Origin of the sequence: Thioclava indica (genome assembly GCF_000714545.1) — a bacterium.
GTDB classification, from domain to species: Bacteria; Pseudomonadota; Alphaproteobacteria; order Rhodobacterales; family Rhodobacteraceae; genus Thioclava; species Thioclava indica.
Window position 1 is genome coordinate 1 of sequence record NZ_AUNB01000049.1, and the last position, 14,160, is coordinate 14,160.

The 14,160-nt window shown below is 61.5% G+C and carries 10 protein-coding genes, 1 tRNA gene and 1 pseudogene; 6 read left to right on the forward strand and 6 right to left on the reverse strand.

Features of this window, described 5'->3' with window-relative positions:
• Both DT23_RS19890 and ileS read left to right on the forward strand, forming a co-directional pair.
• Positions 1–206 (forward strand): hypothetical protein (locus tag DT23_RS19890; RefSeq protein ID WP_038132108.1); only part of this gene is annotated, 206 nt, incomplete at its 5' end.
• 81 nt (positions 207–287) lie between these two features.
• Positions 288–3,272, forward strand: a complete 2,985-nt coding sequence (gene ileS / locus DT23_RS13685) for an isoleucine--tRNA ligase (protein WP_038132111.1) — start codon at positions 288–290, stop codon at positions 3,270–3,272.
• Positions 3,273–3,345: 73 nt separating this feature from the next.
• Here the strand turns inward: ileS and putA are convergent, their stop codons facing one another.
• Entirely contained in the window at positions 3,346–6,657 is a 3,312-nt protein-coding gene (putA, locus tag DT23_RS13690) for a bifunctional proline dehydrogenase/L-glutamate gamma-semialdehyde dehydrogenase PutA (RefSeq protein WP_038132112.1), read from the reverse strand.
• Between the two features lie 105 nt (positions 6,658–6,762).
• Here putA and DT23_RS13695 point away from each other — a divergent pair, with 105 nt between their 5' ends.
• The 3 genes from DT23_RS13695 (at position 6,763) to DT23_RS13705 (ending at position 8,856) form a co-directional block, all read left to right on the forward strand.
• Positions 6,763–7,233 carry an Lrp/AsnC family transcriptional regulator gene (locus tag DT23_RS13695; protein ID WP_038132114.1) on the forward strand — a complete coding sequence of 157 codons (471 nt, stop codon included), beginning with the start codon at positions 6,763–6,765 and terminating at the stop codon, positions 7,231–7,233.
• A gap of 119 nt (positions 7,234–7,352) precedes the next feature.
• Positions 7,353–7,442, forward strand: a tRNA-Ser gene (locus tag DT23_RS13700).
• A gap of 142 nt (positions 7,443–7,584) precedes the next feature.
• Positions 7,585–8,856 carry a DUF6538 domain-containing protein gene (locus DT23_RS13705; protein WP_038132116.1) on the forward strand — a complete coding sequence of 424 codons (1,272 nt, stop codon included), beginning with the start codon at positions 7,585–7,587 and terminating at the stop codon, positions 8,854–8,856.
• Here DT23_RS13705 and DT23_RS13710 read toward each other — a convergent pair.
• The 4 genes from DT23_RS13710 to DT23_RS13725 all read right to left on the reverse strand — a co-directional run bounded on the left by DT23_RS13710 (position 8,796) and on the right by DT23_RS13725 (position 13,278).
• On the reverse strand, positions 8,796–9,089 hold the full coding sequence (locus tag DT23_RS13710) for a hypothetical protein (RefSeq protein ID WP_156023960.1): 294 nt from the start codon (positions 9,087–9,089) through the stop codon (positions 8,796–8,798). The two genes, DT23_RS13705 and DT23_RS13710, sit on opposite strands and share 61 nt — an antisense overlap.
• A 292-nt stretch (positions 9,090–9,381) precedes the next feature.
• A complete protein-coding gene (locus tag DT23_RS13715) occupies positions 9,382–11,556 on the reverse strand; it encodes an AAA family ATPase (protein WP_051697299.1) in 2,175 nt (724 codons plus the stop codon).
• 85 nt (positions 11,557–11,641) lie between these two features.
• Positions 11,642–12,643, reverse strand: coding sequence for a GIY-YIG nuclease family protein (locus DT23_RS13720; protein WP_205618243.1), 1,002 nt, complete (start codon positions 12,641–12,643; stop codon positions 11,642–11,644).
• 140 nt (positions 12,644–12,783) lie between these two features.
• A complete protein-coding gene (locus tag DT23_RS13725; protein ID WP_038132120.1) occupies positions 12,784–13,278 on the reverse strand; it encodes a hypothetical protein in 495 nt (164 codons plus the stop codon).
• Positions 13,279–13,397: 119 nt separating this feature from the next.
• On the opposite strand from DT23_RS13725, the gene DT23_RS20200 reads away from it, so the two are divergent.
• Positions 13,398–13,577 carry a ribbon-helix-helix domain-containing protein gene (locus DT23_RS20200; RefSeq protein WP_081847184.1) on the forward strand — a complete coding sequence of 60 codons (180 nt, stop codon included), beginning with the start codon at positions 13,398–13,400 and terminating at the stop codon, positions 13,575–13,577.
• A 201-nt stretch (positions 13,578–13,778) separates the two neighbouring features.
• On the opposite strand, the pseudogene DT23_RS20275 reads toward DT23_RS20200, so the two are convergent.
• A pseudogene (locus tag DT23_RS20275) lies at positions 13,779–13,919 on the reverse strand (IS66 family transposase zinc-finger binding domain-containing protein); the annotation flags it as partial.
• Positions 13,920–14,160: the final 241 nt, after the last annotated feature.

Genomic DNA, 14,160 nt, shown 5'->3' on the forward strand with positions numbered 1-14,160 from the left:
TTTTTGCATCAATAGCCGCAGAAGAAACCTCCCAGGGCAAAAACCAAAAACCGCAGCCGCTCAATCGCGCGGATCTGATCTTATTGCGGACACTCCGCCGCGCATCCGGCGCGTCATCGGCGCTTGCTGCCTTGGCGGCGCGCGCCTATAAGATCGCTATGTTTTGGCAGGCCCATATATCGCGAATTATTGGCCCGGCACTCTGACGCATCAGGGTCGCCGGGATATTTGAGCCATGCCACAGGCGCGAAAAATCTGCGCCGATCCCCTCCCAAGGACGAAATTCTATGTGTTCCGACAAGACGACCGACAAAAGCGCCCCTGATTATCGCAATAGCGTTTTCCTGCCCCAGACCGATTTCCCGATGCGGGCGGGGCTGCCCGCACGTGAGCCTGACTGGCTGGCCCATTGGGCAAAGATCGGCATCTATGACCGGCTGCGCGAGAAGAATGCAGACGGGTCGCGCGCGCCGTTCACGCTGCATGACGGCCCTCCCTATGCCAACGGGCATCTGCATATCGGCCACGCGCTGAACAAAACGATCAAGGATATCATCACGCGCAGCCATCAGATGATGGGCAAGGATGCGCGCTATGTGCCGGGTTGGGATTGCCACGGTCTGCCGATCGAGTGGAAGATCGAAGAGCAATATCGCGCCAAAGGTCTGGACAAGGACGCGGTAAATATCATCGATTTCCGTCAGGAATGCCGCAAATTTGCGGAAGGCTGGGTCGATATCCAGCGCGAGGAATTCAAGCGTCTGGGCGTCTATGGCAATTGGGACGATCCCTATCTGACGATGAATTTCCACGCCGAGGCGGTGATCGCCGAGGAATTCATGAAATTCCTGATGAATGGCACGCTTTATCAGGGGTCCAAACCCGTGATGTGGTCGCCGGTCGAGAAAACCGCGCTTGCCGAGGCTGAAGTCGAGTATCACGATCACACTAGCCACACGATCTGGGTGCGCTTTCAGGTGCGTCGTGGCGGTAATGCGACGATGCCGACAGACGAGCCGGTCGAATATGACGATGCCGATCAGGCGCTGCTAGCGGATCAGTTGCATCAGGCAAGCGTCGTTATCTGGACCACCACGCCTTGGACGATCCCGCAAAACCGCGCCGTTTCGTTCAACCCGGGCATCGCGTACGGCCTTTATCGTGTCGACGCGCTGGACGAGAAGTCGACTGCAACCGAGGGCGAACTGTTGCTTCTCGCCGATGCGCTGGCGCAATCGGTGATGGATCAGGCCAAGGTCGAGAGCTTTACGCGCGTTCGCGATGTGAGCGCGCAGGAACTTGAGGGGCTGACGCTGTCCCACCCCTATGCCGGCGTCGAGGGCGCGCAGGGCGAATGGGATTATGACATCCCGATGCTGCCCGGCGATCACGTCACCGATGAGGCGGGGACGGGTTTTGTGCATACCGCGCCCAGCCACGGCGATGACGACTATCAGATGGGTCTCAAGTTTAACCTGCCGATGACCTATAATGTCGAGCCGGACGGAACCTATCGCAAGGATCTTCCGCTGTTTGGCGGCGAGGCGATCATTGCCCAAGACGGCAAGGATGGCCCGGCAAACGTCAGCAATATCAAGCAACTGGCTTGGGCGGGCGCGCTGCTGGCCAAGGGTAAGATCAAGCACAGCTATCCGCATAGCTGGCGCTCCAAAGCGCCGGTGATCTATCGCAACACGCCGCAATGGTTCGCTGCGATTGATCATAAGCTCGACGACGGCATGGGCACCTATGGCGACACGATCCGCAAACGTGCGTTGCAATCCATCGAGAAGCTGGTGAAATTCACCCCCGAAAAGGGCCGCAACCGCCTGCATTCGATGATCGAGACGCGCCCCGATTGGGTGCTTTCGCGCCAACGCGCCTGGGGCGTGCCGCTGACCTGTTTCGTCAAGACCGGCGCCAAGCCGACCGATCCCGATTTTCTGTTGCGCAATGCCGAGGTTAACGCTCGTATCGCGGCGGCGTTTGAGACCAGTGGCGCAGACGTTTGGTATGAAGACGGGTTCAAGGAAAAGGTGCTCGACGGGTTGGTCGATCCGGCGGCTTACACGCAGGTGTTTGACGTGCTCGACGTGTGGTTTGACAGCGGCTCGACGCATGCGTTTGTGCTACGCGACCGCGCCGATGGCACGGCGGACGGCATTGCCGATGTCTATATGGAGGGCACCGACCAACACCGCGGTTGGTTCCATTCCTCGCTGTTGCAAGGCTGTGCCACATTGGGCCGCGCGCCCTATCGCAACGTGGTGACGCACGGGTTTACGCTCGATGAGAAGGGCATGAAAATGTCCAAATCCATCGGCAACACCATCGTGCCCGAGGAAATCATCAAGCAATACGGCGCCGATATCCTGCGTCTTTGGGTAGCGCAAACCGATTACACCGCCGATCAGCGCATCGGGCCGGAAATCCTGAAAGGGGTGGCCGATAGCTATCGTCGCCTGCGCAACACGCTGCGCTTCATGCTGGGCAATCTTGAGGGATACACCGAAGAGGAGCGGGTAATCCCGCGCGATATGCCCGAGTTGGAGCGTTGGGTTCTGCATCGCCTCTCTGAACTCGATGTGGAGGTGCGCAAAGGTTATGAAAGCTTTGATTTCCAAGGCGTATTCCAGACGCTCTTCACTTTCTGCACGGTGGAAATGTCGGCGTTTTATTTCGATATCCGCAAGGATGCGCTTTATTGCGACCCGGCCAATGCTACACGTCGGCGCGCCGCGCGTACCGTGCTGGATCATCTGTTCAACTGCCTGACCACGTGGTTCGCGCCGATCCTCGTGTTCACGATGGAAGATGTGTGGCTGTCGCGTTTTCCCGGCGAGGGGTCGTCGGTCCATTTGCAAGACATGCCCGAGGTGCCCGACGATTGGAGCAACGCGGTGCTGGCCGAGAAATGGGAGGGCATCCGGCGCGCCCGTCGCGTCGTGACGGCCTCGTTGGAGGTGCATCGCTCGGCTAAGGAGATCGGCTCCTCGCTAGAGGCTGCGCCGGTCGTGCATGTCGAAGATAGCGAACTGGCCGATGCGCTGCGCTCGGTGGCTTTCGCCGATCAGTGCATCGTTTCGTCGATCTCGGTCACCACTGACGCCGCGCCAAGCGAGGCTTTCCGTCTGCCCGAACAACCCGGTGTCGCCGTGGTGTTCGAGCGCGCGATGGGATCGAAATGTCAGCGGTGCTGGAAGATCCTGCCCGATGTGGGCAGCCATAAACATCCCGGTACCTGCAAGCGTTGTAACGACGCTTTGGGATAAGCGCGCGAGCGGGATGAATAAAACAGATCTAGCGCCGGGCAGGGGACTTGCCCGGCGCTTTTTTATGTGCGCTTTAGCCCGCGAGGAGGGCGGCGTTGCCGCCCGCAGCGGTGGTGTCGATGCACAGGTGACGTTCGTGATAGAGATGGCCGATATCGGGCTGACCGGTGATCAGTGACACAATCGGGCCGGGGCGGCGGGCCAAGGCTTGCGCGAGGGCGCGCCCCGTGGTGGCATCTCCCCACCACATCACGCCGGAAATCCCGTTGATCGTTTCCAGCGTCTCGGGGGTGGCGTTTGCATCGCGCAGCGCCCGCCCGCCAAGCGCCTCAACGGCCTGCGCCTGCGCCTCCACATCCGGTCCAAGGCACAAGACCGGCTCGCGCGGATCAAGGCTGAGCCGGTTCAACTCGCCGGTCGGGCCGGGCAGGATTTGCTCTCGCTCCGGTGTTGTGACCTGCGCATCCAGACAAAAGCGCGGCACATAGTTCGGCCCGCCCGCCTTTGGCCCGGTTCCGGAAAGCCCTTCTCCACCAAAGGGTTGACTGCCCACAACCGCGCCAATCTGGTTGCGGTTGACGTAAGCATTGCCCACCTTGATCGCGTCGCTCACCTCTTGCACGCGCGTGTCGATGCGGGTGTGTAGACCAAAGGTCAGCCCGTAACCCTTGGCGTTGATCGCCGCAATCACCCGATCCAGATCGGCGCCGCGGAAGGTGGCGACATGCAGCACGGGGCCAAAGATCTCGCGCTCCAGATCGGCGATGCCATCAACGCGCAGCAGGCTGGGCGCGATGAAATGGCCGCTTGCGGGGACGTTGACCTGATGGATCAGACGGTTCGCGTTTGTCTTGAGATACTCCGCAATGCCCGATTGCGCCTCGTCGTCGATCACCGGGCCAACATCGGTCGATAACTGCCACGGATCACCGACGCGCAGCTCGTCCATCGCGCCCTTGATCATCTCGATCAGATGCGGGGCGACGTCTTCTTGCACGTAAAGGCAACGCAAGGCCGAGCAACGCTGACCCGCCGATTGAAAGGCTGAGGCCACGATGTCACGCACGGCTTGCTCGGGCAGGGCGGTCGAATCCACGATCATCGCGTTCAGCCCGCCGGTTTCCGCAATCAGTGGCGCGCCGGGATCAAGATGATCGGCCATCGCGCGTTGGATCAGCTTGGCGGTCTCGGTTGAGCCAGTGAAGACCACGCCGTTGATGCGCGCATCGCTGGTCAGCGCCGCGCCGACCGTGCCCCCATCGCCGGGCAGCAGTTGCAACGCCGAGGCCGGCACGCCCGCCTGATGCAACAAGCGCACGCCGATGGCGGCGATCAGCGAGGTCTGCTCGGCCGGTTTGGCCAGTACCGCATTGCCCGCCATCAGCGCAGCCGCGATCTGCCCGCTAAAGATCGCGAGCGGGAAGTTCCACGGGCTGATTGCGGTGATGATGCCACGCGGGGCAGCCGTTAGGGCCTCGCCTTGAGCGGCATAATAGTGCAGAAAATCAACCGCTTCGCGCAGCTCGCCCACCGCGTCGGGCAGAGATTTTCCAGCCTCGCGCGCAAGCGTGGCAAAGATCACGCCGAAATTCTCTTCGTAAAGATCGGCGGCGCGACGCAGGATCGCAGCGCGCTCGGACGGGGGCGCATCCCACGGGCGGGCCTGTTCAATCGCCGCGCTGACGCTCGCCGCATCGGCCTGCGTGACATGGCCGACGGTCTCGCCATTCACCGGATTGCGCACCGCAACCGTTTCGCCCGTTGCAGGGGTCACGGTCAGCGGCGCGGCATCGGGAATGGCGACATCGCGCGCAGCTTCGATCTGCGCCAGCGTCTCGGCATCGGTCAAATCAAAGCCCTTGGAATTGCCGCGCGCCCCGAACAGATCGCTTGGCGCAAGCAGGCCCGCAGGCGCGGTATGGGCCTCGGCAAAGGGATCGCGCGCGATCTCTTCGGGGGCGACGTCTTCATCGACGATCTGGTGCACAAACGAGCTGTTAGCCCCGTTTTCCAGCAAACGCCGCACCAGATAGGCCAGCAAATCGCGATGCGCGCCCACCGGCGCATAAATGCGGCAGCGACCCTTGGTTTGCTTGATTACGATGTCATGCAGCCGCTCGCCCATGCCATGAAGGCGCTGGAATTCGAACGCTTCACCATCGGCCATCTCAAGGATCGCCGCGACCGTATGGGCGTTATGTGTGGCAAATTGCGGATAGATCCGGTCGCTATAGCCCAGCAGCTTTTTGGCATTCGCGATATAGCTGACATCGGTGGCCGATTTCGACGTAAACAGCGCAAAACCGGGCAGACCCTCGACCTGCGCGTGTTTCATCTCGGTGTCCCAATACGCGCCTTTCACCAGCCGCACCATGATGCGGCGATCCAGCCGGGTCGCCAGCGCATGCAGCCAGTCAATCGCCAGCCCCGCGCGCTTGCCATAGGCCTGCACGACCACGCCAAACCCGTCCCAGCCCGCCAGTTCGGGGTCGGACAGTACCGCCTCGATTACGCGCAGCGACAGCACCAGCCGGTCTTGCTCCTCGGCGTCGATATTCAGCCCCATTCCGGCGGCTTTTGCCTGACGCGCCAGATCGCGCACCATCGGTACAAGCTCGGTCATGATGCGGTCTGATTGCGCGACCTCATAGCGAGGATGCAGCGCGGAAAGCTTGATCGAGATGCCCGGATTGTCCTGCACCGAGCCCTTGGTGCAAGCTTTCGCAATCCCCGCAATCGCGTTGGAATAGGCGCGCATGTAGCGTGCCGCGTCGCCTGCGGTCATCGCCGCCTCGCCCAGCATGTCATAGCTATAGGTAAAGCCTTGGGATTCGCGGGTTTTCGCGCGCTCAAGCGCCTTTTCGATGGTCTCGCCCAGCACGAACTGACGCCCCATCTCCTTCATCGCGCGCGTCACGGCGGCGCGGATCACCGGCTCACCCAAGCGTTTGATCGCGCCGCGCAACACACCCGCAACACCCGGCTTTTCATCGTCCAGCACGCGCCCCGTCAGCATCAACGCCCAGGTCGAGGCATTGACCAGCGACGACGACGCCGTGCCCAAGTGCTTGCCCCAATCCGAGGGCGCGATCTTATCCTCGATCAGCGCATCCACCGTGTCGGCATCGGGCACGCGCAACATCGCTTCGGCCAGACACATCAGCGCCACGCCCTCGCCAGTGGACAGGCCGTATTCGGCAAGAAAATGCTCCATCAAAGTGGGCTGTGCCTCGGTGCGGATGCGCCGCACGAGTTCGGCCGCGCGCGCCGTGATCGCCGCGCGGGTCGCGTCCGACAGATCCGCTTGAGCACGCAGGGCGTCAATCAACGCAGGCTCATCTGCATATTTATTATGAGTGGTGAAAACAGAGAATTGGTCAGTCATGTCGCAGTCTCCCTGATGTTTTTACCCAGATACCGTGATTAATCTAGCGCGTGGCACCAAAACCGGCCAATATCATAGTGAATTAGACCTTAGATAGGGGCCGCTATGGACAAACCGATGCAAGTCGACGCAATCGACCGCAAAATCATACATGAATTGCAACAAAATGCGCGCATTTCGGTAACCGATCTGGCGCGAAGGGTCGGGTTGTCGAAAACCCCGGTCGCGGCGCGGATCAAGGCGCTAGAGGAAGGCGGGTTGATCGCAGGTTATCGCGCGATGCTCTCGCCGATCAAGCTGGGGCTGAGCCATGTGACCTATGTCGAGGTGCGGCTGTCCGACACCCGCGAGGCGGCGCTTACCCGATTTAATACCGCCGTGCGCGCCGTGCCCGAGATTGAGGAATGTTACATGATTGCAGGGGGTTTTGACTATCTCCTCAAGGTGCGCACGCGCAATATCGCGGAATATCGTCGGGTCATGGGCGATCAGATTTCCGCGCTGCCCCATGTGCATGCAACCTCAAGCTATGTCGCGATGGAGGCCGTGGTCGAAAGCGCGGCCGTCAGCCTGTAGCGCATTTTCTCGCCTCTGCGGGCCAACTCGCAGGGGCACCAATGTCGATTTCAAAGCCGCACAAAAAAAGCGCGAAAAAGCGCTTGTTTCCCTTTGGCGTGGTCAATATACGGGTCAGCGGAGATGTGGCCGAGTGGTCGAAGGCGCTCCCCTGCTAAGGGAGTAGGCCCGGAAGGGTCTCGAGGGTTCGAATCCCTTCGTCTCCGCCACCCATCTTATTCATGATCAATCATAATCCGTTTAAATTCAAGCGTTTAGCTTGCGTCGTGCGGGTTTGTTGTCTTTTTCTCTTCATTTTTGCCCCACATTTTGATACACATTTTGCACCACAGGCTCAGATGGGGAATCGCGATGGGTATCACGAAGCGGGGCAAGACGTGGCATCTGCGCAAGCGGGTTCCGGTGGATTATCAAAGCGTCGAGCACCGCTTCGAGATTGTTTGCAGCTTGCACACCGATTCCGAAGTTATCGCGCGGCAAAAGGCAGATCAGATCTGGCAGCATCAAATTGAGGCTTGGGAAGCCAAGCTGGCTGGCGACACCGAGGAGGCCGAGCGCCGGTTCGACGCAGCGCAGCGTTTGGCCAAGGCGCGCGGCGTGCGCTATCTTGATGCGGCGCAACTGGCCAACCGCCCGATCGAAGATATCTTGGACCGGGTCGAGGCTGTGCCGACCCGTAGCGGCCAACCCGATGTGCAAGAGGCTGAGGCGCTTCTGGGCGGCGCACCGATGCCTTCGATCACGATCAGCCGCGCGCTTGATCTTTACTGGGGCTATGCGAAAGATCGCATTTTAGGCAAAAGCCCCGATCAGATCCGGCGCTGGGAAAACCCTCGCAAAAAGGCCATTGCGAATCTGATCGCGGTGATCGGTGACAAGCCTCTGGCCGAGATCAGCGGTGATGACATGCTTGATTTTCGCGATTGGTGGCTCGAGCGGATCGAGACCGAAGATCTGACGCCGAACTCCGCCAATAAAGACCTCGTGCATCTTGGAGATGTGCTTAAAACCGTCAACAAAAAGAAGCGTTTGCACCTTGTTCTGCCGCTCAGCGACCTGAGTTTGAAAGAGGGTAGAAAGGGCAAACGCCCGCCGTTTTCTGACAATTGGATCCGAACGAAGCTGCTTGCGCCCAACGCTTTGAGGGGGCTCAACCCGCAAGCCCAAGCGATCCTGCTTGGCATGGTGAACACCGGCATGCGCCCGAGCGAATTGGCGGCGTTGCGCCCCGAGGAAATCTGCCTCGACGATCCGGTGCCCCATCTGCGTCTGCAACCGCTTGGGCGCCATCTCAAATCGCAAAATGCCGAACGCAAGATCCCGCTGCTCGGGGTGTCGCTTGACGCGTTGCGGGCGTTTCCGGGCGGCTTTGATCGCTATCAGGGCAATTCGGCTTCGTTAAGTGCGACGGTGAACAAATTCCTGCGCGAAAACGGATTGCTCGAGACACCTGAGCATTCGCTTTACGGGCTGCGACACAGTTTTGAAGACCGGATGCTGGGCGCAAAGATCGACGAGCGTATCCGGCGCGACATCTTGGGCCACGCTTTGGGCCGCGAGCGCTACGGTGAGGGCGGGAGGTTGGAGATGGTGGCCGAACTTCTCTCGCCCATCGCGTTCTGAGCAACCACGGCGCGCGCGCGAACCAGCAGATCATCCGACAGCTTTGCGTGCTCCAGCTCGATCTCGCGCTCGAGGCGCTGAAAGATCGGACCATAGCGCGGGTTGTCGATCACCAGTTGCGCCACCTTGTTTCGCGCCGCCTCAAGCCGTGCCAAATGCGCCGTAGGCACACGTGCAGAGCCACGCGCTCGCGGCGTATCTCCTTGCTTGTGCTGTGGCTTTGGCTGTCCCAAAACGGTGCTCCTAGTGACGCGCGAGGGGCCCTCGACGCTCGAAAATTGTGCCGCGCGGATCGGCGAAGATCGTTGCTTTTGATGGGTTTAAAATAGAGCATTGACGCGCGCTTCTCACGCTTAACATGCCCGTAATCCACAGTTTTCTGCGGTGGCGGGGTGCTGTTCTGGCCAAGAATGCGCAGTTTTGGCGTAGTTTGGGCAGAACTATCCTCGCTTGGCGTCAATCAGCGACACCCAAGCTCGGCATGCCTAAGTAGAAGCGCGCGATTTCGCTCACGCTCTGTCCGGGTTATGTTGTGCCATTCCGTGGGAACAGATCATCTGCGTGAGAGCGGCCGAGCGTCACTGGAGCGGGGTGATCCTTCGTCTCCGCTTGACGACTGACCCCCTCGAGCCGTTTGGCCAAAATATCCCACGCCAATTCCCGCTGTGCGCGCAAGTCGCGTGCCATTGCATCCAGCACCGCGCGGTGTGCCTCAAGGATCGCCATCGCCCGCTTCTGCGCCTTCGCGAGACGCGTGCGCACGCGGCCATAGACATGCGGGTTTCGCAGCGAGACATGCTCGGGCTCGTCCAGCCAGATCAGCTCATGATGGCCCAAGCCGTAGCGCGTCTCCACCCAAACTGCGCGGGTTGTGGCGCGCGCAAGGTCTGACATCGTATCGCCACCCGCGCCGCCTGAGGCTTCGCCGAGCACAAGCGTTTCAGCGGCGCGTCCCGCGAGTTGGAACGCGAGCTCATCGTCAATATCGGCCAGTGTGGCGAGCGCGCGCCGCGCCCCAATGTGCGCCTCACCGCCACTATCGCGGCGCAGCAGCAGGCGCGTGATCGTGCCCAAACCAAGGGCGTGATACACGATCGCGTGGCCGCATTCATGGACTGCGACGCGCCAGTCGGCCTCGGGCGTCTTAATGGAGATGCCAAGATGGGTGGTGAGATCGCTAGGCAGCCAAACCCGCCGCTCGGCGCGCGCGATGGACCGTGAGGCCCGGATCGCTGCGTCAAGATCGGCCGCACTCAATCCCACCGCCTGCCGGGCCAGCGGGCGCAGTTGATCCTCGGGCAGGGGGCAATGGGCGCGCAAGATCCCGGCGAGCGCCTCGGCATCGGGCAGCGGCACCTCAAGGTGCAGATCAAAGCGCCCGGGGCGCAGGATCGCCGGGTCGATGGCGTCGCGATCATTGGTGGCCGCGATGAGCAGCACACCTGCGCAGCGCGCGATCTTGTCGATCTCTTCGAGCAACGCATTGATGACATTGCGGTGGTAAGTGGCACCGTTGCTATCTTGGTTGAGGCGCGAGCCGGCGGCATCGATTTCGTCGATGAACAGGATCGCGGGGGCGGCCGCTCGGGCCTCAGAAAAGCGCGCGCGCATCTCTGCCAGCATATTGCCCAGATGCCCGGCAGCCTGCCATTCCGCCAGCGAGGTCTGAATGAACGCGACACCCGCACTACCGCCCATCGCGCGCGCGAGCCAGGTTTTTCCGGTGCCGGGCGGGCCATAGAGCAGCATCGAGCGGGTGAGATCAGCCCAAGGCAGCGTGCCCTCCTTCCACATCCCCAAATCATCAACCATCCCGCGCGCCGCAGACAGCGCCGCCCCATCGCCCCGGATCGTGGCGAGCGTCGGGCCTTGCTCCGGCATGGCGGTTGCGGGGATGAGGCGGGCGAGGGCTTCATCGACGGAAGGGGCGCGCAGCGCAAAAGCCCAGGCGATATCGGAGAGTTCGGCGAGGGCGGTGTCCGGGGGCAGACGTTCGGCCAGCGCCTCGGGGGGCGGGGTGTCGCGATAGGTCATGAGAATTTGCGCCATCGCCATCGCGCGATCAAACGGTGCGAGGATGAGCGGGGCGGGCAGGCACGTGCCCAGATCGGGCGGGAGCGGTTGGTTGCGCGGCGCGAGCAGCAAGATCGGTTCGGGCTGTGTCAGCAGCTCGTCCAGATCACCTGCCAGATCAGATTTGCCCACGCCGAGCGTGACGATCCGAAGATTTGTGCCGCCCTGAGCCGGCGCTGTATTGCGCCCAAGGCAAGTAACGTCATTGGGAAGGAAGGCGATTCTGATTAAGCCCTCAATGGCCTCGGCCTCGCCGGGCGGACTCTGAAGCAGGGTCAGTGCGCCGGGGCGGGTCAGCGCGGTGATCTGCGTGGTGCCCTCGAAGGTGGCGACCAGACGCAGCGTCAGCGCGATGTCGCGCGCCGCAATGATGTGGCCGGGCAGGGCGGCGCGCATCTGCTCGGCGGCGTCCGCCTCGGCCTCGGCGCGCGCGTCAAGTTCGGCATCGATGCGGCGGTCCTGTTCTTCAAAGTCGTCATCGGCATCAAGAGCGAAGTCCTCAAACCCGTCGGCATTCGTGTTGCGCCCGTTTGGCGCGTTGCCCATCGCGGCGCGGTGGGCCTGAAGGCGGATGATGGCACGGGTGGCAAGCGGGCCCCAGCTCGGGGAAAGTGTGGAAAGAGTCATCGGAAGGATCCAGTCTGTGAGGGAAGGGGGCATTCCCCGACGGAACGGGAAATGCAGATCGTTTAGGGCAAGCTTTGGGGGCTGTTCAGCCCTGCGCGCGGCGCAGGCGTTTGGAGCGTGCGCGGCTTTGCGTTCGGCTGCGGGTTGCGGCGCGGGCTTCCTTGCGCGCGATCCGCGCCAGCTTGCTCAGCACCGCCGTTTCAACGCCGGGCCGGTAAAGCTCGGATTTGACCTTGAGAAGATGCGTGAACTCTTCGGGCGGAATGAGCGTGTCGGGAAAGCGTTGCACGAGCCATTTATGCAGCCGCTTTTCCAGACGTTGCGCGTGCCGCCCCGAGCGAATTGGCACCTTCTTGAGCAGCATTCTGGGTAGGTCGGGTTGGCGATGTAGCTGATGGAGCAGCCGCGAGTCCGGGTTGCGCGAAAAGCCGACCTTGATCGCAAACTTGCCCGGTTCCAACTCAAACCGCATCGCGTAGAGATAGCTCGGCTCGGTGGCCCAGCTCTCACCACATCCCGGACAAGTAAAGCGGCCGGTTTGCATATTGGCCCGCGCGATCCGGGCCTGCGCATTGCAGCCATCCGTGTGGCGATAGAGGCGATAGTTGCGATCGCCCTGTGGATCGGGGCCGATCAGATTCCACCCTTGCGCGCGGGCCTCGTCGCGCTCACGCTCAAGATGGCAGGTCTCGCAGCGCGCATCGGTTTCTCCCCGGGCCATGCGCTCGATGAAGGTGAATTGACGCCGGATCTGGTGCCCGCAGGGCGCCTCGTAAACGGCGTAATGCCTGTGCCGGAGATCGCGGTGCAACATTTTGAGCCCTGCGAGCTCGGCGGTGACACGCCAGCGCGCCTCGATGCAGTTCGGGCAGTCGGGCTGAAAGGTCTGCAGCACGAAATAGCGGCAGACATGCAGCCCGCCACAGGTTGTGCATTCAAGGGCAAGATTGTTCTTGTCCTTGATACGCGCCACCACGCGATAGCCCTTGGCTTCGGCGGCATCGCGCCAGCGCTGGTGGATCTGGCCGGGCTGGATGGCGAGGTCTTCGCCCCGGATCGTGAGAATGAATGTGCGATCTTGGGTCATGCTGGGCCCTCCATGAAATATGCGGGAAGAGACGGGCGCATGGCGCGCCCGGGGCTGTAATTTAAAAGAAAAAGGCGTGCTGCCTGATCCTGGTCGCGTTTGCGGCCAGAGTGATGTCGCGTTTTGAGACGGGCGATCTGTCAGACGGTGGGGAAGTCGTCGCCCATATGCAGGCCCATATCGAGGGTGACGAAAGCCTCAAAGCGCACCAGCGCCGTGGAGAGCATCGCATTCACCCGCCGCTCGGTCGCGCTGTCCCCGCTCAGCAGCAGTTCCCGCCCGCGATCGCGCGCAATCTTGCGATAGCGCGTCAATTCCTGCGGCGTCTCGCAAAGCCGGGTGAGGCGCATCAGATAGGCGGCCAGTTTGAGCGGCTTGTCAGCTGGGCGCATGGCTGTCGCGTTCAGGATCTTCTGCTCGATATCAGCCATGTTGTCGCGCGCCCGTTCAGCGGCCGTGAGCCAGCCGCGAAACGCCGGATCCCAAATGTCGACCTCGGCAATATCGCGCTCGCGCTCGATCACATCGCCCAAATGGGCGAGGTAGCGCGAAAACAGGCGCGAGATTGTCGACGGGGTATAGCGGAGGGGATCTTCATTTGCGCAAAGGCGCGTGATAGGGGTCGATTTAGCCATGGTGGGTCTCCTTCTGCGAGATCGGCTATGGTTAGAGCGAGGGTGAGAGTTGCCGCTCTTGCCTTCGCTCGCATAAAATGACACTATTAAACAAATAAATCAAGTGGAGTTTCGGTGTCATGGAAAAAAAATCGAAAAAAGGGCGACCGAGGGTCGATACAGAGCCGGTAAACCTCCGGCTTTCTAGGGAAATGATACAGGCGCTCGACGAACGGAGAAAGCTGGAAGACGATTTGCCATCCCGCCCGGAAATGATCAGGCGTGCTTTGGCACAATGGCTTGAAGGGACGGAAGGCTAGGCGCTTGTGCTTGGACGGCTTTCGGGCGTAATCGCGCCTACAGATGATGCGCCCGATATGCGAGATTTGGTCCCCATTAAGACTGCGGTTTCAGATCGGCGACAGGCCCGATTGCACCCAGGCGGCAAAGCCTTGCACATTGATGCGCCCGCGGGCGAGGTCTTCCATCATCGCGACCTGCGACCGCATCCGGGCGAAACGCATAAGCCGGGCGGGTGCGGGTGCCTGAACAACCCCATTGGTGCAGGACCGACATGCATACTTTGGGCGGCGGGTGGCATTCACACGGAACTGCGCAGGAATGCGCACTGCTGATGTGCCTGCATCCAGTCGCACAGTGACGGCACCGCAGATCAGGTCCAACGGCGAAGGCGGCTCAGGGTCGGACGTCGCCTCAACATCTTCGCGCACAACCAGCGCCGCAAAGCTTGGCTCCGCGGTCACAGCGGGCAGAACCAGTTTGCCCTCGCGCGCCATGCGCCGCCATTCCCCCTCTCGGGACCTTGCTGCGCAAGCCCCTGCCGGGCAGTGGAAAAATGATTGGCCCGCATGTCATAACGCCGCGCAACCGCGCCCACCGAGG